The organism is Streptomyces sp. NBC_01506, assembly GCF_045040295.1.
Taxonomy (GTDB): domain Bacteria; phylum Actinomycetota; class Actinomycetes; order Streptomycetales; family Streptomycetaceae; genus Streptomyces.
In genome coordinates this window covers 3417377-3436276 of sequence record NZ_CP109422.1, presented here as the reverse complement: position 1 = coordinate 3436276, position 18900 = coordinate 3417377, and the positions used below count along the sequence as shown (strand labels likewise).

13 protein-coding genes are annotated in these 18900 nt (G+C 72.2%); 7 read left to right on the top strand and 6 right to left on the bottom strand.

Translation table 11 applies throughout. The features are described 5' to 3' along the window. Nucleotides 1-22: 22 nt before the first annotated feature. Together OG329_RS14835 and OG329_RS14830 are read right to left on the bottom strand one after the other, a co-directional pair. Complete coding sequence (locus OG329_RS14835) at nucleotides 23-1606, bottom strand: peptidoglycan DD-metalloendopeptidase family protein (protein ID WP_405795548.1); 1584 nt, start codon at nucleotides 1604-1606, stop codon at nucleotides 23-25. Nucleotides 1607-1911: 305 nt separating this feature from the next. Continuing rightward, nucleotides 1912-2832: an esterase/lipase family protein gene (locus OG329_RS14830; RefSeq protein ID WP_405795547.1), complete on the bottom strand. Its 921-nt coding sequence runs from the start codon at nucleotides 2830-2832 to the stop codon at nucleotides 1912-1914. 228 nt (nucleotides 2833-3060) lie between these two features. Here OG329_RS14830 and OG329_RS14825 point away from each other — a divergent pair, with 228 nt between their 5' ends. Continuing rightward, the gene (locus tag OG329_RS14825; protein WP_405801844.1) at nucleotides 3061-3474 is read left to right on the top strand and encodes a cobalamin B12-binding domain-containing protein; all 414 of its coding nucleotides are present in this window, start codon (nucleotides 3061-3063) and stop codon (nucleotides 3472-3474) included. Nucleotides 3475-3526: 52 nt separating this feature from the next. Here OG329_RS14825 and OG329_RS14820 read toward each other — a convergent pair whose 3' ends face one another. Then, nucleotides 3527-5173 carry a DUF5691 domain-containing protein gene (locus tag OG329_RS14820; RefSeq protein ID WP_405795545.1) on the bottom strand — a complete coding sequence of 549 codons (1647 nt, stop codon included), beginning with the start codon at nucleotides 5171-5173 and terminating at the stop codon, nucleotides 3527-3529. Nucleotides 5174-5368: 195 nt separating this feature from the next. Then, the gene (locus OG329_RS14815) at nucleotides 5369-6742 is read right to left on the bottom strand and encodes an SWIM zinc finger family protein (RefSeq protein WP_405795543.1); all 1374 of its coding nucleotides are present in this window, start codon (nucleotides 6740-6742) and stop codon (nucleotides 5369-5371) included. Nucleotides 6743-6860: 118 nt separating this feature from the next. Between OG329_RS14815 and OG329_RS14810 the strand changes: the two genes are divergently transcribed. The 5 genes from OG329_RS14810 (at nucleotide 6861) to sucD (ending at nucleotide 13944) form a co-directional block, all read left to right on the top strand. Then, nucleotides 6861-7997, top strand: a complete 1137-nt coding sequence (locus OG329_RS14810; RefSeq protein ID WP_405795542.1) for an AAA family ATPase — start codon at nucleotides 6861-6863, stop codon at nucleotides 7995-7997. After that, on the top strand, nucleotides 7994-10411 hold the full coding sequence (locus OG329_RS14805; protein ID WP_405795540.1) for a DUF5682 family protein: 2418 nt from the start codon (nucleotides 7994-7996) through the stop codon (nucleotides 10409-10411). Before OG329_RS14810 ends, OG329_RS14805 begins: the two co-directional genes overlap by 4 nt. Next, entirely contained in the window at nucleotides 10408-11625 is a 1218-nt protein-coding gene (locus tag OG329_RS14800) for a VWA domain-containing protein (RefSeq protein WP_405795538.1), read from the top strand. Before OG329_RS14805 ends, OG329_RS14800 begins: the two co-directional genes overlap by 4 nt. Before the next feature lie 238 nt (nucleotides 11626-11863). Then, nucleotides 11864-13039 (top strand): ADP-forming succinate--CoA ligase subunit beta, encoded by a 1176-nt coding sequence (sucC, locus tag OG329_RS14795; RefSeq protein ID WP_405795537.1) that lies wholly within the window; start codon nucleotides 11864-11866, stop codon nucleotides 13037-13039. A gap of 20 nt (nucleotides 13040-13059) precedes the next feature. Continuing rightward, nucleotides 13060-13944 carry a succinate--CoA ligase subunit alpha gene (gene sucD / locus OG329_RS14790; RefSeq protein ID WP_405795536.1) on the top strand — a complete coding sequence of 295 codons (885 nt, stop codon included), beginning with the start codon at nucleotides 13060-13062 and terminating at the stop codon, nucleotides 13942-13944. A 163-nt stretch (nucleotides 13945-14107) separates the two neighbouring features. Here the strand turns inward: sucD and OG329_RS14785 are convergent, their stop codons facing one another. Continuing rightward, a complete protein-coding gene (locus OG329_RS14785; protein ID WP_405795534.1) occupies nucleotides 14108-15487 on the bottom strand; it encodes a helix-turn-helix domain-containing protein in 1380 nt (459 codons plus the stop codon). 116 nt (nucleotides 15488-15603) lie between these two features. On the opposite strand from OG329_RS14785, the gene OG329_RS14780 reads away from it, so the two are divergent. Beyond that, entirely contained in the window at nucleotides 15604-17406 is a 1803-nt protein-coding gene (locus tag OG329_RS14780; RefSeq protein ID WP_405795533.1) for a DUF6350 family protein, read from the top strand. Between the two features lie 87 nt (nucleotides 17407-17493). On the opposite strand, the gene OG329_RS14775 is transcribed toward OG329_RS14780, so the two are convergent. Further along, nucleotides 17494-18540 (bottom strand): hypothetical protein, encoded by a 1047-nt coding sequence (locus tag OG329_RS14775; protein WP_405795532.1) that lies wholly within the window; start codon nucleotides 18538-18540, stop codon nucleotides 17494-17496. Between the last annotated feature and the right edge of the window lie 360 nt (nucleotides 18541-18900).

Here is an 18900-nt window from a genome sequence, read left to right as displayed (position 1 = left end):
GCTGTGCGGGTCGCCGTGCCTGCTACAGGTCGAGACCGTGGCTGCTGAACCAGGCCAGCGGGTCGATCGCCGCGCCGCCGCCCGGCCGTACCTCGAAGTGCAGGTGCGGACCGGTGGAGTTGCCCGAATTCCCGGAGTACGCGATCTCGTCACCGGCCTTGACCTGGCCGGAGCGGATCTTCGTGCTGCTGAGGTGGCAGTACCAGGTCTCGGTGCCGTCGGCGGCGGTCACGATCGCCATGTTGCCGTAGGAGCCGTTCCATTGCGTACGGACGGTGCCGTCCGTCGCCGCCATGACCGGCGTGCCGTACGAGACGGGGAAGTCGATGCCCGTGTGCATCGACATCCAGTTGACGCCGGCCTGGCCGTAATACGCGCTGAGTGCGTGATTCGCCACGGGGATCGCGAACTTGGGGCGGGCGGCCTCACGGGCCGCGGCCTCCTCGTCGCGCTTCTTCTTCTCCTGCGCCTGGCGTTCCTTGAGGTCGATGCGCTCCTGGGTGCGGCTGGCGCGGTCCCCGAAGTCACGCGCGTCGGCGTCGAGAGCGGCGAGTTGGGTGTCGAGCTTGTTGTTGACCGCGGCGGGTTTGACCGCTGACGCGTCCGACGCGCTGAGCGAGGTCGAGCTGTCCTTGGTCTCCTCGGCGCCGAGTCCGCCGACCGACGCGGCGGCGATACCCGCCACGCCCATCACACAGGCGGAGGGCACGGCCACGGTCAGCAGAGCCGAACGCTTCGTCGGTGTACGGCGCCTGCCACGGGCGCTTCCGGCCGCGCGGCGTACGGAGCGGGGGGCGGGGGGTGCGGCGGTCGCGGCGGTGACGGTGGCGGCCCCGACGAGCTGGTCCGCGTCCTCGGAGTGGGCCGGTTCGGGCTCCAGCTCCGATTCCGACACCTGTTCAGGCTCCGGACCGGGCGTGTCGTAGTCGTACTCATGCTCGCGCCGCGCGTACTCGCCGTGCGGGTAGTCGTCCTGCGCGAACTCCGGCTGGTCGTACGCGGGTTCGTGCTGGTGCTCGACCTCGGGCTCGGGCTCGTAGGCCGCGGGCTCGTACGTCGTGGTGTCGCCGTAGTACGCGGCCGGAACCTCTGCCGGGAACGGCTCAGGCTGGAACTGCTCGGTCTGGAACGGTACGTCCGCCGGGGCGGCCACGGGTGCGCCCGAGTTCCAGGCGGTGGCGTCGTACGCGCCGGTGTCGGCGACGGGCGCCGCCGCCCACTGCTCGGCCGACTCGTAACCGTAACTGGCCGTCTGACCGGCCTCGTTCGCCTCGTTCCAGGCGTTGGCGTCCCACTGGCCCGTCGTGTCGTACGACTGCTGGGGCTGCTGGAGTTGGTCGAGTTGCTGGGCCTGTGCCGCGTACGCGTCGTACGCCTCGTACTGGGCCTGGGGTGCGTGCGGCGCCTGTGTCGCGTAGGGGTCGTAACCCTCGTAACCCGCGTTCCACTGCGCCGAGTCGTACTGACCGCTGTGGTCCGACTCGTAAGTGACCGTGCCCACCGGGCTCGTGCCCGGAAGCGCGCCGAAGAGCGGGTCACTGTCGAAGCTGCCTGTGGAATAGCCGTCGTGGGCGGCGTATCCGGCGTGGGGGTGCTGGTCGTTCACCAACTTCTCTCTCGCCTCGGCAGCAGAACCAGGCTCCTGGGCCGCCTTGACGCACGGAGGTACCCAGAAGGGAAAGCAGTGGCCGCGACTGTACCCGGCGGTATGCGACGGCGACAATCTTCGGCGGCTTCCGGGCGCTCTGGAAACGGGCATTCGGCCGTCTTTCGGCGGACTGCGGGCACACCTTTGGCTCTACGTTCGAGAGGTGTTCGATTTCCAGGGTGTCGGTGAGATGTCGAAGCAACATCGAATCGGGTGTGAGTGCAACCAATTTCGATGTCGGCGGTCGGGACGTCGCGCGATCCCTACGCCACCGATATCGCCCCGTCGGCCTGGCCCTCCGCCCGTTCCGTACCATTTCCCGCCCATTCGGCCGACTCGGCGAGACCTGCGAGGTCCGCGCTGCCGTCGTGCTCCAGGACGTAACGGATTCCGGCGGCGACGGCCGGATGCACCGGCAGCGCGAGGTGGCCGATGCCGGTCACGCCCACGTTCTCCGCGACGAGGTCGGGGTGGTCGACGCGGGCCGCGTCCACCGGTGACATGACCTGGTCGAGATCGCTCCAGAAGCTGACGAACCGGGTCCGGCAGCCGGGCGCCGGCTGCCGCAGCTCCTCGATCAGGTCGGAACCGGGCCGCATCTGCCGCACGACGGGATGCGCGCTCGCCAGCGGGACGGCGGCGGTGCCCGCGTGCGGGGTGCCCATGGTGACCAGGGTCCGCACCCGTACGTCACCGCCCATTCGCTGTACGTAATACCGGGCGATCAGGCCGCCGAGGCTGTGGCCGACGATGTCGACCTCGCGGTGTCCCGTACGGGCACAGATCTCCTCGATGTGGCGGCCCAGCACCTCGGCCGCGAGCCGGATGTCGCTGGTCAGTGGGGAGAAATTGAGGGATTCGAGATGGCGCCAGCCGTGCCGGGCCAGTGAGCGGCGCAGGAGGACGAAGACGGAGCGGTTGTCCACGAATCCGTGCAGGAGCAGGACAGGCGGTCGTGAGCGGCCCTCGGTGGGCAGTGTGGCCGCCTCGGGCGGCAGCTCGGGGGCGGGGCGCTCCTTGGTGATTCCGGCCGGATACAGGACCAGATGACCGGCGAGGATCGCCACCTCGAGGGCCGAGGCCCGCAGGAGGGTGACGGGCAGCTCCCAGGCCGCCGGCCGCCGCACCACGGAGGGAAAGGGCGAGAAAAGGTCGAAAAGCTCGGAGAAAGGCGGGATCCTCATTGACCTACCTCCCTACGCCACACGGGAAGCGGCTCCCTTGCGGCTCCCGTGCCGGGTGGGGCCGGCACGACGCAGAGTGAACATGTCCCAATGTGTGATTTCCCCCTCCCCGGCCGTCGCGAAACAGTGGCGTGGGAGATGCTGGAGATAACGTTCGTTCACCTCTTCGGCCCTCATCGGTGCGGGGACCTGTGCCAATGACGACGACGTCGGTATGTGGAGGCAGTGATGGGTGTGACCGGTCCGATCCGTGTGGTGGTGGCCAAGCCGGGTCTCGACGGCCACGATCGCGGGGCCAAGGTCATCGCGCGAGCGTTGCGGGATGCGGGTATGGAGGTCATCTACACCGGGCTGCACCAGACGCCTGAGCAAATCGTCGACACAGCGATTCAGGAGGACGCCGACGCGATCGGTCTGTCGATCCTGTCCGGCGCGCACAACACGCTGTTCGCGAAGGTCATCGACCTGCTGGAGCAGCACGACGCGCTGGACATCAAGGTCTTCGGCGGCGGCATCATCCCGGAGGCGGACATCGGGCCCCTGAAGGACAAGGGCGTGGCGGAGATCTTCACGCCGGGCGCGACGACGACGTCGATCGTCGACTGGGTGAACGCGCATGTCCGGCAGCCGGCGGGAGCGTAGTGGTGGTGCGGTGACGCCGGGTGCCGGGACGCCGGGCGGCTGCTGTGTGTCCTCAAGTGCCGGACGGGCACAGGTCGGCCCGTTCCCCACCTTCCTCACCCGTCAGTTCCGACAGCATCGCGGCGCGCAGCCGCAGCGTGGAGACCAGGCGTTGGAACGCCTCCGACCAGTAGCCGCCCGCCCCCGGTGACGCGCCTTCCGGCTCGTCCGGGGTGGCGGTGAGGATTTCCAGCCGGGACGCCTCCGCCGGATTCAGACAGCGTTCGGCCAGGCCCATCACACCGCTGAAGCTCCACGGGTAACTCCCGCCGTCCCGCGCGATGTCGAGCGCGTCGACCACCGCGCGGCCCAGCGGCTCGGACCACGGCACCGCGCAGACCCCGAGGAGCTGGAACGCCTCCGACAGGCCGTGCGCGGCTATGAACTCGGCCACCCAGGACGCCCGTTCCGTCACGGGCAGGGTGGCGAGCAGCTTCGCCCGCTCCGCGAGGGACGACGCCCCCGGCCCGGTGGCCGGGGACGCGGCCGGCGGTCCCAGCAGGGCACGGGCCCAGCGGGCGTCCCGCTGGCGGACGGCGGCGCGGCACCAGGCCGCGTGCAGTTCGTCCGTCCAGCCGTCCAGCACCGGCAGCGTCACGATCTCCTCGGGCGTACGGTCCCCGAGTCGGCCCGGCCAGAGCGACAGCGGCGTCGCCTCCACCAACTGACCCAGCCACCAGGACCGTTCGCCCCGGCCGCTGGGCGGTGTCGGGCTCACCCCGTCGCGCTGCATGTCCGCGTCGCACTCGTGCGGCGCCTCGACGACGACGGTCGGGCCTGCCGGGCCGCCGGTGCGGTCCAGGCTCACGCACGTGGCCGCCCGCGCGGCCATCCGCGCGGCCAGCGCGGAGTTCGGCAGCGCGGACAGCAACTCCGCGGCGGTCGCGCGGACATTGCGGCTGCGGTCGGAAAGTGCCTCCTCGAGGAAAGGCTCGTCCAGGTCGGAGAGTCCGGCGCGCAGCGAGTCGAGGAACATCAGCCGGTCCTCGGCGCGCTCCGTCGACCACGTCGTGGCGAGCAGCGCCCGCGCCGCGCCGGTGTCCTGCGCGCGTACGGCCGCGAGCAGTGCGACGCGCTCGGCGAACAGCCCCTGCTCCCACAACTGCCGTACGGCTTCGGCGTCCTGGGCGCTCGGCAGGACGGCGCCGCCGGACGCGCCGCGCAGGGCGAACTTCCAGTCCGGGTTGAAGCGCGCGAGCCACAGCCCGCGCGCTCCGGCGAACGCGAGGGCGTGCGGCCGCAGGTCGTTGCGCCCGCGCGCGGCGTCGAGGAGCGCGGGCAGCGCGGCGGCGGGGGCGCGGTAGCCCTGGTGGTTGGCGGTCGTGAGCCACTGGGGGAGCAGTTCGGTGAGGTCAGGGGCCGTACCGCGTCTGCCGCCCGTACCGGCGGGGGCCGAGCGGTCGGCCAGCAGTTGGGCGAGGCGCCTGCGTGCGGGTTCCGGCAGTTCGCGACGGTCGTCGGACGGCGCCGGCTCCGGCCGGGCGCCGGCGCGCGCGGGGAGCAGCCCCGCCCGCCGCCGCAGCGTGTGGAGCGCGGCGGCGTCGAGCAGCGCGCCGGGCGCGTCCTGGCCGGGAGCGATGACCTCGGCCGGTGGGGTGCGTCGATCGGTGCCGAGCAGGGCGGAGGTGACGAGGTCTTCCCAGGAGGTGGTGCGGGTCATCGGATGCCTCCGTATACGTATAGATAGGGGATAGGGGAGGGGTGTAGGGCGTGGTGCGGATCCGGTGCGTTGGTCAGGTTGCGCGGCTTGTGGGCCGCGTTCGTCCTCAATCGCCGGACGGGCTTGAAATGCCCGCCGGACGGGCTGCTTTGAGCCTGTCCGGCGATTGAGGACGAACCCGATACCGGGGAACGGTCATGTCAGGCGGACCGTCTCCGAAGAGTCCGGCGACCACGCGGCGAGCGGTACGAATCCTCGGTGCCCGCACTCGCCGAAGACCGTCACCGGGCCGCCCCCCGACAGCGCCACCAGCTTCCACAGGCCCGGCCTCGCCAGCGACGACGGTGCGATCGGCAGGGCCGACTCCCCCTCCGCGTCCGCCAGTTGCCACTCGTCCCCGTCCGGGACGGGTATGACATCCGTCAGCGTCACCGGCCAGGACTCCAGCCAGGGATCCTCCCGCAGCGCGGCCCCGTACGTCTCCACCGCCGCCGTGGTCGGCCCGCCCGTCGGGGGCGCCCCGCCCGGTTGCGGGATGCCCGTCTCCTCGCCCAGATCGGCGCGCAACTGCCCCGCCCCCGCGTGCGGCGTCAGCTCCGCCTCGATCACCCGGCCCACCGGCAGCGCCGGTTGGGGCGATCGGCCCGCCGCGCCGAACCCCAGCACCAGTGCCGTACGCCCCGACTCCCGCCCGTACAGCCAGATCCGGCGCGTGGTGATCTTGCCGTCCGACGTGTCGTACTGCGCGAGGACCAGCCAGTGGTCCTTGACCGGCGGGCCGTCGGCGGGGGAGGGGAGTCCGACCCTCGTGCGGACCGTGGTCGCCAGGGGCGCGGGCAGTCGGTCGATCCCCAGCCAGCCCTGATCCAGCAGATGCAGCAGCGCCGACTCTTCGAGCAGCCGCACCGGCCAGCCCGCCCCCGAGCCCGGAATCGAACCCAGCTCCCGCACCCGCGCCGCCAGTCCGGGCGCCTGCGCGTCCACCATGCGGGCGGCCGTCTCCTCCCACAGCCCGTATCCCGACTGCTCGGCCGCCGCCAGCCCGCCGCGCAGCAGATCCGTCAGCCGCTGCTCAAGCTCCAGCGCCCCGCCCGTGATCCGGGCGGCCCTGCGCTCCGCCCGGCGTCTGGCCGCCTCCGGGTCGGCCGACTTGGCCGCTCCGCCGGCCCCGTCCTTCGCGGCTTTCTCCTGCTCCTCGCCGCGCTTGTGGCGGGAGCCCAGCCACTCCCGCGCCCAGTCGGGCGCCTCCCCGTCCCCGACGTCCACGACCGTCCGGACCGCCGACGCCTCCTCGGCCGCCCAGAGCAGCAGCAGCCCCAGCGCGTGTTTGCACGGGAACTTGCGGCTCGGGCAACTGCATTTGTACGCCGGGCCTTTCGTGTCTATCACCGTCTGATACGGCTTCTTGCCGCTCCCCTTGCACAGCCCCCATACGGCTCCCTCGTCGCTGCTGCCCGCGTCCGACCACGGCCCGGCCGCGCTCAGCCTGGCCCCCGCCTTGCGTGACGCATCGTCAGGCGCCAGGGCCAGCACCTGCTCCGTCGTCCAGCGCACCCCCGCTTCATCCATGCCCACGACGTTAGGCCGCCCCACTGACAACCGGCTCCGACCTGCGGAAACGGTCGATTGTCAGTGGCATGGTGCACCGTGGATCCCGTAGCCGGTCGAACGATCTGGAGGGGGATCCATGACCATGCCCGAAACGAGTGCGACGACTGCCGAGACGGTCGGCGAGCCCGTCGGCGCCGAGGTCCTGCGACCGCACGCCGAGGACGCGTTCGCCGACGAACTCAAGGCGCTCGCCGCCGCCGACGACCGGCCCCGGCCGGCCAGATGGCGGCTTTCGCCGTGGGCGGTCGCCACGTATCTCCTCGGCGGGACGCTCCCGGACGGCACGGTCATCACGCCGAAGTACGTGGGCCCGCGCAGGATCATCGAGGTCGCCGTCACCACACTCGCCACCGACCGGGCGCTACTGCTCCTCGGCGTTCCCGGCACGGCGAAGACGTGGGTGTCCGAGCATCTGGCCGCCGCCGTCAGCGGTGACTCGACCCTGCTGGTGCAGGGGACGGCGGGCACGCCCGAGGAGGCCATCCGCTACGGGTGGAACTACGCGCAGTTGCTCGCCCACGGTCCGAGCCGGGACGCGCTGGTGTCCAGTCCCGTCATGCGGGCCATGGCGGAAGGCATGACCGCCCGGGTCGAGGAGCTGACGCGCATCCCGGCCGACGTGCAGGACTCGCTCATCACGATCCTGTCCGAGAAGACCCTGCCGGTCCCGGAGTTGGGGCAGGAGATCCAGGCGGTCCGCGGGTTCAACGTGATCGCGACCGCCAACGACCGTGACCGGGGGATCAACGACCTGTCCAGCGCGCTGCGCCGCCGCTTCAACACCGTCGTTCTGCCGCTGCCCGCCACCGCCGAGGCGGAGGTCGACATCGTCTCGCGGCGCGTCGACCAGATCGGGCGCTCGCTCGATCTGCCGGGCGGTCTCGAAGGCATCGCCGAGATCCGCCGGGTCGTCACGGTCTTCCGCGAGCTGCGCGACGGCGTCACGGCCGATGGGCGTACGAAGATCAAGTCGCCGTCCGGGACGCTCTCCACGGCGGAGGCGATCTCCGTCGTCACCAACGGCCTCGCGCTCGCCGCGCACTTCGGCGACGGCGTGCTGCGGCCCGGCGACGTCGCGTCCGGCATTCTCGGCGCCGTCGTCCGCGACCCGGCGGCGGACCGGGTGATCTGGCAGGAGTATGTCGAAACGGTCGTGCGTGAGCGGGACGGCTGGAAGGACTTCTACCGCGCCTGCCGAGAGGTCGGCGCATGACGATGCCGCGCGAGGCGACCCCCACGTGGCCGGCCGGGAGCGGGCCGTTGCTGCTCGGCGTCCGGCACCACGGGCCCGGCTCGGCCCGTGCCGTACAGGCGGCGCTCGACGCGGCGGCGCCGTCCGCCGTCCTGGTCGAAGGCCCGCCCGAGGGCGACGCGTTGGTGTCCCTCGCGGGGGATCCCCAGATGCGCCCGCCCGTCGCGCTGCTCGCGCACGCCGTGGACGATCCGGGGCGCGCGGCGTTCTGGCCGCTGGCCGAGTTCTCCCCGGAGTGGGTCGCGATCCGCTGGGCGCTCGCCCACGACGTCCCGGTCCGCTTCATCGACCTTCCCGCGACGCACTCCCTGGCCTACACGGACGAGGACAGAGACGAGGGCAGAGACGGGGACGGGGACGGGGACGGGGCGGCGGAGAGCGAGACCGACCCCGACGCCTCCGCCCGCGCCCTGCGCGTCGATCCGCTCGCCGTCCTCGCCGAAGCCGCCGGGTACGACGACGCCGAGCGGTGGTGGGAAGACGTCGTGGAGCACCGCGCCGCCGCCGACGACGACCCGTTCGCGCCGTTCGCCGCCGTCGGCGAGGCGATGACAGCCCTGCGCGAGGAATACGGCGACGGCGGCCACCGCCGCGACCTGGTCCGCGAGGCGTACATGCGCATCCAACTCCGCGCGGCGCGAAAGGAGTTCGGCGACGACCGGGTCGCCGTCGTCTGCGGCGCGTGGCACGTGCCCGCACTCCACGCGCAGACCACGGCAACCGCCGACCGCGCCCTCCTCAAGGCACTACCCAAGGTCAAGTCCGAGATGACCTGGGTGCCATGGACCCACCACCGACTGGCCAGACACAGCGGATACGGCGCCGGGATCGACTCCCCTGGCTGGTACGGCCATCTCTTCGGCGCACCCGACCGCCCCGTGGAGCGCTGGATGACCAAGGTCGCCGGTCTGCTGCGCGAGGAGGACCAGCCCATCTCCTCCGCCCATGTCATCGAGGCGGTACGGCTCGCCGAGACCCTGGCCACCATGCGCGGCCGGCCCCTGGCCGGACTGACCGAGACGACCGACGCGATCCGCGCCGTCATGTGCGACGGGTCGGACGTGCCGCTCGGACTCATCCGGGACCGGCTCGTCGTCGGGGACGTCCTGGGCGAGGTTCCCGACTCCGCGCCGGCCGTGCCGTTGCAGCGCGACCTGACCCGGCTCCAGCGCTCGCTGCGGCTCAAGCCCGAAGCGCTGGAGCGCGAGCTGGACCTCGACCTCCGTAAGGAGACGGACGCCGGGCGGAGCAGGATGCTGCACCGGCTGCGGCTGCTCGGCATCGGCTGGGGCGAACCGGCCGCCGGGCGCGGCAGCACGGGCACGTTCCGCGAGAGCTGGCGGCTGCGCTGGGAGCCCGAGTTGTACGTACGGGTCGCCGAGGCCGGGGTCTGGGGCACCACGGTCCTCTCGGCGGCCACCGCCAAGGCCGAGTCCCGCGCGGTGTCGGCGACCACCCTCGCCGATGTCACGGCCCTGGCCGAACAGTGCCTCCTGGCCGAGCTGACCGACGCCCTGCCCGTGGTGATGAAGGCCCTCGCGGACCGCGCCGCGCTGGACGCCGATGTCGCCCACCTCGCCCAGGCCCTGCCCGCCCTCGCCCGCTCGCTGCGCTACGGAGACGTACGGTCCACCGACACGGCGGCGCTCGGCGAGGTCGCCGCCGGGCTCGCCGAGCGGATCTGTGTCGGGCTGCCGCCCGCCTGCGCCGCGCTCGACGCGGACGGCGCGGCCGAGATGAGAGGGCATCTCGACAGCGTCCACACCGCGATCGGCCTGCTGCCCGAGGTCCCGGGCCGCCCCGCAGGGGACCTGTCCGGGCGCTGGGAGGCCGTCCTGCGCAAACTCGCCGCGCGGGACACCGTGTCCGGTGTCATCCGGGGCCGGTCCGCCCGGCTGCTCCTGGACGACGGACGACTCGCCGAGGACGAGGCCGCGCGTCTCATGGGCCTCGCCCTGTCGCCGGGCGCCCCGCCGGCCGACGCGGCGGCTTGGATCGAGGGGTTCGTCGGGGGAGCGTCCGGCGGTGGAATGCTCCTGGTCCACGACGAGCGGCTGCTCGGCCTCGTGGACACCTGGCTGACGGGGGTGCCGGACGGCTCGTTCACGGACGTGCTGCCCCTTCTGCGCCGTACGTTCTCCGCGTACGAACCGGGAGTGCGCCGCACGCTCGGCGAGCTGGTCCGGCGCGGATCGGCGGGCGACGGCGCGCGGGCCGACCGTGCCGAGGCGGGGATCCCCGGCTTCGGAGCCGGTATCGACGAGACCCGCGCGGACGCGGTCCTGCCGGTCCTGCGCCTGCTCCTCGGCGACACCAACTACGACAACAACCACGACAACCACCACGACAACGACCCTGCGGGGGTGGCCGGATGACCACGACCGGGACGACGACCGGCACCACGACCGGCACCACGACCGACGCGGCCGACGAGCGGCTGAGGCGCTGGCGGATGGTGCTCGGCGGCGACTCCGCCGACGGCACCGGGCGCACGCTCACCGGCCAGGACGCGGCGATGGACGGCGCGTTGACCGCTCTGTACGGAGGCGGAGGCGGGGGCGGAAACGGCACCGGCACGTCCAGGAAGAGCGGCGGCAACCGCTCCGCGGGGCTCGGCGCCTCCGCCCCCTCGGTCGCCCGCTGGCTCGGCGACATCCGTACGTACTTCCCCAGCTCCGTCGTGCAGGTCATGCAGCGCGACGCGATCCAGCGGCTCGGCCTCTCCGCGCTCCTGCTCGAACCGGAAATGCTGGAGGCCGTCGAGGCGGACGTCCATCTCGTCGGCACGCTCCTCTCGCTCAACAAGGCCATGCCCGAGACGACGAAGGAGACGGCGCGCGCCGTCGTACGGAAAGTCGTCGCCGACATCGAGAAGCGGCTCGCCACCCGCACCCGCGCCACGCTCACCGGCGCCCTCGACCGCTCCGCGCGGATCAGCCGGCCGCGCCACCGGGACATCGACTGGGACCGCACGATCCGCGCGAACCTCAAGAACTATTTGCCCGAGTACGGCACGATCGTCCCCGAACGCCTCATCGGATACGGCCGCGCCTCGCAGTCGGTGAAGAAGGAGGTCGTCCTGTGCATCGACCAGTCCGGTTCGATGGCGGCGTCAGTCGTCTACGCCTCCGTCTTCGGCGCCGTCCTCGCCTCGATGCGCTCCATCTCCACCCGCCTCGTCGTCTTCGACACGGCGGTGGTCGACCTCACCGACCAACTGGACGACCCCGTCGACGTCCTGTTCGGCACACAGCTCGGCGGCGGCACCGACATCAACCGCGCGCTCGCCTACTGCCAGTCGCGGATCACCCGCCCCGCCGACACCGTCGTGGTCCTGATCAGCGACCTCTACGAGGGCGGTATCCGCAACGAGATGCTGAAACGGGTCGCCGCGATGAGGGCGTCCGGCACGCAGTTCGTGGCGCTGCTCGCGCTGTCCGACGAGGGCGCCCCCGCCTACGACCGTGACCACGCGGCGGCCCTCGCCGCACTCGGCGCCCCGGCCTTCGCCTGCACCCCCGACCTGTTCCCGGAGGTGATGGCGGCGGCGATCGAGAAGCGCCCCCTGCCGATACCGGACACCGCCTGAGCACGCCTGTGACAGGTATCACCGCTCAGGGGTGATCTGTGATTTAGGGGTCCACGGTCCACGGGGATAACCTGCGAGACGGACATGCCGCGCTCCGGGACCTCCGTCTGCGCATTCCTTGTGACAAGTGCAGTCACGTTGTGACAAGCGCAGTCACGTTGCCCATCGCGGCACGCCCACGCAGATTACGAACCGCGATCACTGCGAATCTTAGAAGACAGACAAGGGACGGACGCGCGTGGACCTGTTCGAGTACCAGGCGAGGGACCTCTTCGCCAAGCACGGTGTACCGGTGCTGGCCGGTGAAGTCATCGAAACGCCTGAGGCGGCGCGCGAGGTGACCACGCGTCTCGGCGGCAAGGCTGTCGTCAAGGCGCAGGTCAAGGTCGGCGGCCGAGGCAAGGCCGGCGGCGTGAAGCTGGCCTCCGACCCGGCCGACGCGGTCGCCAAGGCCGACGCCATTTTGGGCATGGACATCAAGGGCCACACGGTCCACAAGGTGATGCTGGCCCAGACGGCGGACATCGCGGAGGAGTACTACGTCTCCTTCCTCCTCGACCGCACCAACCGCACCTTCCTGGCCATGGCCTCCGTCGAGGGCGGCGTGGAGATCGAGGTCGTCGCCGAGGAGAACCCCGAAGCGCTCGCCAAGATCCCGGTCGACGCCAACGAGGGCTGCACCCCTGAGAAGGCCGCCGAGATCGTCGCCGCCGCGAAGTTCCCGGCCGAGATCGCCGACCAGGTCGCCGACGTCCTCCAGCAGCTCTGGACCGTCTTCATCAAGGAAGACGCCCTGCTCGTCGAGGTCAACCCGCTGATCAAGTCCGGCGACGGCAAGATCATCGCGCTCGACGGCAAGGTCTCGCTGGACGAGAACGCCGACTTCCGCCAGCCCGGCCACGAGGCCCTTGAGGACAAGGCCGCGGCCAACCCCCTCGAAGCCGCCGCCAAGGCCAAGAGCCTCAACTACGTCAAGCTCGACGGCGAGGTCGGCATCATCGGCAACGGCGCGGGGCTCGTCATGAGCACCCTCGACGTCGTCGCGTACGCGGGCGAGGCCCACGGCGGCGTGAAGCCCGCCAACTTCCTCGACATCGGTGGCGGCGCGTCGGCCGAGGTCATGGCGAACGGCCTGGAGATCATCCTGGGCGACCCGGACGTCAGGTCCGTCTTCGTCAACGTCTTCGGCGGCATCACCGCGTGCGACGAGGTCGCCAACGGCATCGTCCAGGCCCTGGAACTGCTCAAGTCCAAGGGCGAGACCGTCAGCAAGCCCCTGGTCGTGCGCCTCGACGGCAACAACGCGGAGCTGGGTCGCAAGATCCTCTCGGACGCCAACCACCCGCTCGTACAGCGTGTGGACACCATGGACGGCGCGGCCGACAAGGCCGCCGAGCTCGCGGCTGCGAAGTAAAGGTAAAGGTCACCAACACCATGGCTATTTTCCTGACCAAGGAAAGCAAGGTCATCGTCCAGGGGATGACCGGTGCCACCGGCATGAAGCACACCAGGCTCATGCTCGCTGACGGCACCAACATCGTCGGCGGAGTCAACCCGCGCAAGGCCGGCACGTCCGTCGACTTCGACGGCACCGATGTCCCGGTCTTCGGCTCCGTCAAGGAAGCGATCGAGAAGACCGGCGCCGACGTCTCCGTCCTCTTCGTGCCCCCGGCGCACGCCAAGGCCGCAGTGGTCGAGGCCATCGACGCCGAGATCTCTCTCGCCGTCGTCATCACCGAGGGCATCGCGGTGCACGACTCCGCCGCCTTCTGGGCGTACGCGTCGAGCAAGGGCAACAAGACCCGGATCATCGGCCCCAACTGCCCCGGTCTCATCACGCCCGGCCAGTCCAACGCCGGCATCATCCCGGGCGACATCACCAAGCCCGGCCGCATCGGTCTCGTGTCCAAGTCCGGCACGCTGACCTACCAGATGATGTACGAGCTGCGCGACATCGGCTTCTCGTCCGCCATCGGCATCGGCGGCGACCCGGTCATCGGCACGACGCACATCGACGCCCTCGAGGCGTTCGAGGCCGACCCCGACACCGACCTCATCGTGATGATCGGCGAGATCGGCGGCGACGCCGAGGAGCGCGCGGCCGACTTCATCGCGAAGAACGTGACCAAGCCGGTCGTCGGCTATGTCGCGGGCTTCACGGCGCCCGAGGGCAAGACCATGGGCCACGCGGGCGCCATCGTCTCCGGCTCGTCGGGCACCGCGGCGGCCAAGAAGGAGGCCCTTGAGGCCGCGGGCGTGAAGGTCGGCAAGACGCCGACCGAGACGGCCGGTCTCGCGCGCGCCATTCTCGCCGGCTGACGCCGGGCTGACGCGGGCCGACCCTTGGCGGTACGGTCTTAGGGAGTACGGCAGTTGTACTGCCGCACAACGCGCGTGGGCCCGCACCTTTCAGGTGGTGCGGGCCCACGCGCGTGCGCGTTGCCGGATACCGCGATCTCGGTCCCGGGTCAGGGGATCCGGGTCAGGGGATCCGGGGCACCAGCCGCTCCGGACCGTTCATCGGTACGGCGCGGAGCTTGGCGCGCAGCTTCAGGTCCTGCTTGCTGAGCTTCTGCGGTCCCATCGGCGCCGGGACGCCGCCGACCCGCTGGCCGGGCGCGGGCACCGGCTCGTACCGCGTCGGCGCCGTGACCACCGTGAAGGCCGTCGCCCCCACGATCAGCACGGTGACGGCGATGGCCACCCGCGTCCAGAACTTGGCGCGGCGCTCGCTCCCCAGCCGTACGGCGGACGCGTTCGCGATCGGCGGCGCGGTCACCGTCTCCGCCAACTCCCGCATCCGCTCGTGCAGGACCGCCGCGTCGCCCAGATCGGGCAACTGCTCGGCGACCGCCTCGCGCGCGTGCAGCAGCCGGTTGGCGGTGGCCGACGTGGTGGCCTCGGACTCGGCGGCCGTCTCGGGCAGGCCGAGCCCCAGACCGTCGTAGAGGAGCAGCGTGCGCCGGTACATCGGCGGCAGTTCGAGCAGCGCCTTGCGCAGCGCGTGACCGTCGCGGCCGTCACGGCCGTCCCGTCCGCCGGTGACCGGGTCCGGGTGCCGGTGGGCGCGCCGGAACCGGTGCCAGGGCGATGTCGCGTAGTCGTACGCCGCCCCCCGCACCCAGCCCGCGGGGTCGCGGTCGACGGCGACCTCGGGCCATCGGTGCCAGGCCAGATGGAAGGCACGCTCGACGGACTCCTGCGCGAGCGTGCGCCGTCCGGTGAGCAGATACGTCTGGCGTACGAGGGCGGGGGCGGCGTACGCGTACAACTCGTCGAAGGCCTGGGCAGGTGTGAGCCTGGCGGCCTCGGCTGCCGCAGCCCCGGCCAGGGCCTCGGCCTTCTCCTTGCGGCGCTGGGCGTTCTGCTGGGACCGGCTGTCGGCCTTGACCGGGCGGACGGGGCGGCGGTTGAGCGGCTTCTTGCGGGAGGGTGAGGGCGGGGGCTCGGCGGGGGCTTCGTCGGCCGGGGGCTCGGGCTCGGGTGCGGGCGCCTGGGCCTGGGCCGGTGCGGGTGTCGGCTCCGGCGCTGGGGCCTGGGGCGGGGGCGGTGTCTCCGCCGGAACCGGGGGCGGCTCCGTCGCCGGGGTGCTCGCGGAGTCGTTCGACCGCCGCTTCCCCTTCGCGCGCTTCTTCTCGTCAAGCTCCGCCGCGTACGCGGCCAGCAGCCGCGCGTACGCCTCACGCTTGCGCCCCAGGGGCGTCGTACGCCCCGTCTCCCAGGATCTGACCGTCCTGCGTGTGACCCCGACCTCGGCCGCCAACTGTTTCTCGGTCACCGCCATGGCCTCACGCAGCCTGCGCCGCTCCTTGGGGGAGGGAAGCGTGGGCACCGAGGAGGTGCGAGTGGTGCTCTGCGTCATGGCGAACTCCTCGCGGCACTGCACCGGCCGAAAAAGTACATAAACGTATATTGAGCGACACAACGGCTATACGCCTGTTACGCGGTTTAAGCGCGTGTCGTTGGGACCATGGCGCCGTGACCCAAGTGAGCGAGCGCGGCACCACGTTGTCCTCGGCCTCGGCCACCGAGCGGGGCCGGGCCGCCGCGCTGACCGCCGCGTTCCTCCGGGGAGGGCTCGCGGCGGGCCTCGGCCTCGGCGCCCTCGCCGTACTGGTCATCGCGGCATGGATCAGCTCCCCGTACCCCGACAGCGGTGCCGGCGGCGCCCTGCACATCGCGGCGGCGCTGTGGCTGCTCGCCCACGGGGCGGAGCTCGTACGGCCCGACACGCTGTCCGGCGTCCCCGCGCCAGTCGGAGTCGTACCGCTGCTGGTCGTGGCGCTGCCGGTGTGGCTGATCTACCGGTCCGCGCGCGACGCGCTGGAGGCGGACGAGGGCCGCCCCCAGCTCACGGCGCTCGGCGCGCTGTTCACGGTCGCGGGCGGATATCTGCTGGTCGGCGGCGCTGTCGTGCTCTACGCGCGAGGCGGCGCGCTCTCCACGGACACCCTCGCCACGGCGCTCGAACTGCCCCTCGTGCCCGTGCTGTCGGCCGCCGCCGGGGTGTGGGTGGGGAGCGGTCGGCCGCTCGCCCCGCTGCTCACCCGGCTGCCCGGCGTCGGCCGGTCGGACACGGCGGTGGCGGAAACCGGGGCGGTGGCTGCCGGGAAGCGCCGGCGGGCCGTCGTCGTGATGCGGTCGGCGACCGCCGGGACGGTGGTGCTGCTGGGCGGTGGCGTCCTCCTCGTCGCCTGCTCGCTGCTGTGGCACGCCGACGCCGCACAGGAATCCTTCCTGCAACTGGCCTCCGCCTGGTCGGGCCGGATCGCCGTACTGCTGCTCGCCCTCGCCCTGCTTCCGAACGCGGCGGTCTGGGGCGCGGCGTACGCACTCGGCCCCGGCTTCGCGCTCGGTACGTCGGCGACGGTCACCCCGCTCGCCGTCACCGGCAGCCCCGCGCTGCCGCCCTTCCCGCTGCTGGCGGCCGCTCCGGCCGAGGGGCCCGGCATGGCCGTGACCTGGGCGGCGGGGGTCGTGCCGGTGGTGGCGGGGCTGGTGATCGCCTGGTTCACGGTACGAGTCGCCGCCCCGCCCTACGCCGAGCGGGACGAGGCGTGGAGCGCACGCGACACCGCGCTCGCGGCGGCGCTCGCGGGGGCCGGGTGCGCGGTGCTGATGGCGGCGCTGGCCGCCGTCGCGGGCGGGCCGATGGGGACGGGGCGGCTGGCCGAGTTCGGGCCGGTGTGGTGGCTGACCGGGGCCGCCGCGCTGGCCTGGACGGTGGGTGTCGGCGTACCGGCGGCGCTGTCGGTACGGGCCTGGCGGCTGCGGCAACGGCGCGCGACGGACGTGGCGGACGTGGCGGACGAGCTGGACGAGCCGGACCTGATGGGAGAGGCGGCGGAGGTGGCAGAGGTGCCGGATGTAGCGATGGATGCGACCGTGGCGAAGCCCGCCTGGTGGCGACGCGTGCCGTGGCGGCGGGGAAAGACGTCGCCGGAGAAGGCCGTCGACGACGGGCCGTCGGTGGAGAACGAGAACGAGAACGGGGACGGGGACCGTACGCCCGTGGGCGTGGCAGACCCTCCGCCCACGCTGGACGGCGCCGACCCGACGCACGAGCCGTACGACTTCCTGCCCATGGACGCGTGGCACGACCGGGACGCGCAGGAGGCGCGCTGGGCGGCGATCCGGCAGGCGTCCGGCGGTCTGATGACCGCATTCCCGCCGAACCCCGGCCCCGGCCCGACCTCTTCCCCCAGCCCCGCGCCGCCGACACCGGAACCCGAGGCCACGCCTGACCCCGAACCCGACCCCGAACCGAAAACGGCGGATTGACCGACACCACTCGAACGAGCGGCGGCCCCATCCCTCCCGAAACCAGGAAGGGTGGGGCCGCCGTCGTGTGTGCCGCGTGCTGCTCGGCTACTTCTGGACGCCGAAGATCGGCACCAGCGAGTCGGGAAGTTTGTCGTTGCAGGCCAGTTGGCCCGTCTTCGTCAGCGCGTCGTTCACACAGGTGTAGTAGTCGCGGTAGACGAGCTGCACCGTGAACGTCGCCGCCACGACCAGCAGCGCGATGGACGCCGCCACGATCCCGCTCACCGCGACGGTCGTCTGCGGCTTGTGCGCCGTCGTGCCCTGGGCCGCGGCGCCCGGAGCGCCCGGTGCCGGCGGGGCCCCTGTGGTGGCCGGCGTGGAAGCAGAAGGCGTCGTACCGGAGCCCGTACCGGAGCCCGTACCGGAGCCCGTACGCGCGTCCGCACCGCCGCCCGCAGTTGGGCCGTCGACCGACGGGCGCGCGATCGGCGCCTTGGCCCGCAGCGAGCTGATGCCCCAGTAGAGGGCGAGCGCGCCGAGGAGCAGCGCGATCTCCGGGAAGTCGAAGAGGGCGAAGAAGAAGGCCCACATACCGCCGAGCAGCGCGTACCGCGCGCGGCGCTGGAACGGGTCGGTCGGGTCCCAGCGCAGGCCGGTCTTGCCGGGCCGGCCGTCCGAACCGTTCTGGCGGCCACCGGGGCCGTTCTGCCCCGCGCCCGGTCCGCTCTGGCCGCCGGGCCTGCCGCCGAAACCGCCGCCCGACGAACGGCCGGGCTGTCGGCTGCTCCACTGGCTGCCCCAGGACGAACGGTCACCGCCCGACGACTGGTCGTCCGGCGTCCCGCCCCCGTTCTCGGGGTGGCGCGGCTGCCACGGCTGGTCGGGCCTGTCCTCCGGCGGCGGCGCGAACGGATTGTCGTCGGAGGACCCCGAGGACCCCGAGGACCCCGAGGACCCCGAGGACCCGGAAGACCCTGAGGATCCGGAGGCCTCCGAGGACCCGGACGACCCCGAAGATCCTCCCGACCCCGAAGAACCCGGGTCCTCCGGCCCGGAGGATCCGGTGGACGAGGACTGGCGTTCCCGCAGCAGAAGCACCGGCCCGGTGGGCTGCGGAACATGGAGTGCCGTGCGGTGTCGTCGGTCCGGCATCTGGTGAACGTCTTCCCCTCAGACCCTTGGCGCAAGGGGTCTTGTGTCGTATGGCCCATCCGGGAGACAGGTCCGTGTCCCCAGACGCTACCTCCCGGGCGCGCCCCCGTCCCCCGGGGGCCGTTCGGTGTGCCGGTATCGTTGCTGACGGTCGGCTCCTTCGTAGAGTTCCCCGATACGGGAGACACGAGTCGTTCGTACGACCACACAACGCCGTCCGACCCGTACGACCCGCGAGGCTGTGCTCGCTTCCAGAAAGGCGCTCCGCCGTGGCCTCCCCGCCGTCCCCGCCCGCCCCCGACGACCCGGCCGACCGCACGGAACCGGGCTCCCCGGTCGAATTCGGGTCCCCGGCCCGTC

Coding starts and splice junctions, on each gene's coding strand:
- OG329_RS14820 (WP_405795545.1), bottom strand. CDS start 5,173: ATGACCCGCACCACCTCCTGGGAAGACCTCGTCACCTCCGCCCTGCTC.
- OG329_RS14775 (WP_405795532.1), bottom strand. CDS start 18,540: ATGCCGGACCGACGACACCGCACGGCACTCCATGTTCCGCAGCCCACC.
- OG329_RS14810 (WP_405795542.1), top strand. CDS start 6,861: ATGACCATGCCCGAAACGAGTGCGACGACTGCCGAGACGGTCGGCGAG.
- OG329_RS14800 (WP_405795538.1), top strand. CDS start 10,408: ATGACCACGACCGGGACGACGACCGGCACCACGACCGGCACCACGACC.
- OG329_RS14785 (WP_405795534.1), bottom strand. CDS start 15,487: ATGACGCAGAGCACCACTCGCACCTCCTCGGTGCCCACGCTTCCCTCC.
- OG329_RS14825 (WP_405801844.1), top strand. CDS start 3,061: ATGGGTGTGACCGGTCCGATCCGTGTGGTGGTGGCCAAGCCGGGTCTC.
- sucD (WP_405795536.1), top strand. CDS start 13,060: ATGGCTATTTTCCTGACCAAGGAAAGCAAGGTCATCGTCCAGGGGATG.
- OG329_RS14830 (WP_405795547.1), bottom strand. CDS start 2,832: ATGAGGATCCCGCCTTTCTCCGAGCTTTTCGACCTTTTCTCGCCCTTT.
- OG329_RS14805 (WP_405795540.1), top strand. CDS start 7,994: ATGACGATGCCGCGCGAGGCGACCCCCACGTGGCCGGCCGGGAGCGGG.
- OG329_RS14815 (WP_405795543.1), bottom strand. CDS start 6,742: ATGGATGAAGCGGGGGTGCGCTGGACGACGGAGCAGGTGCTGGCCCTG.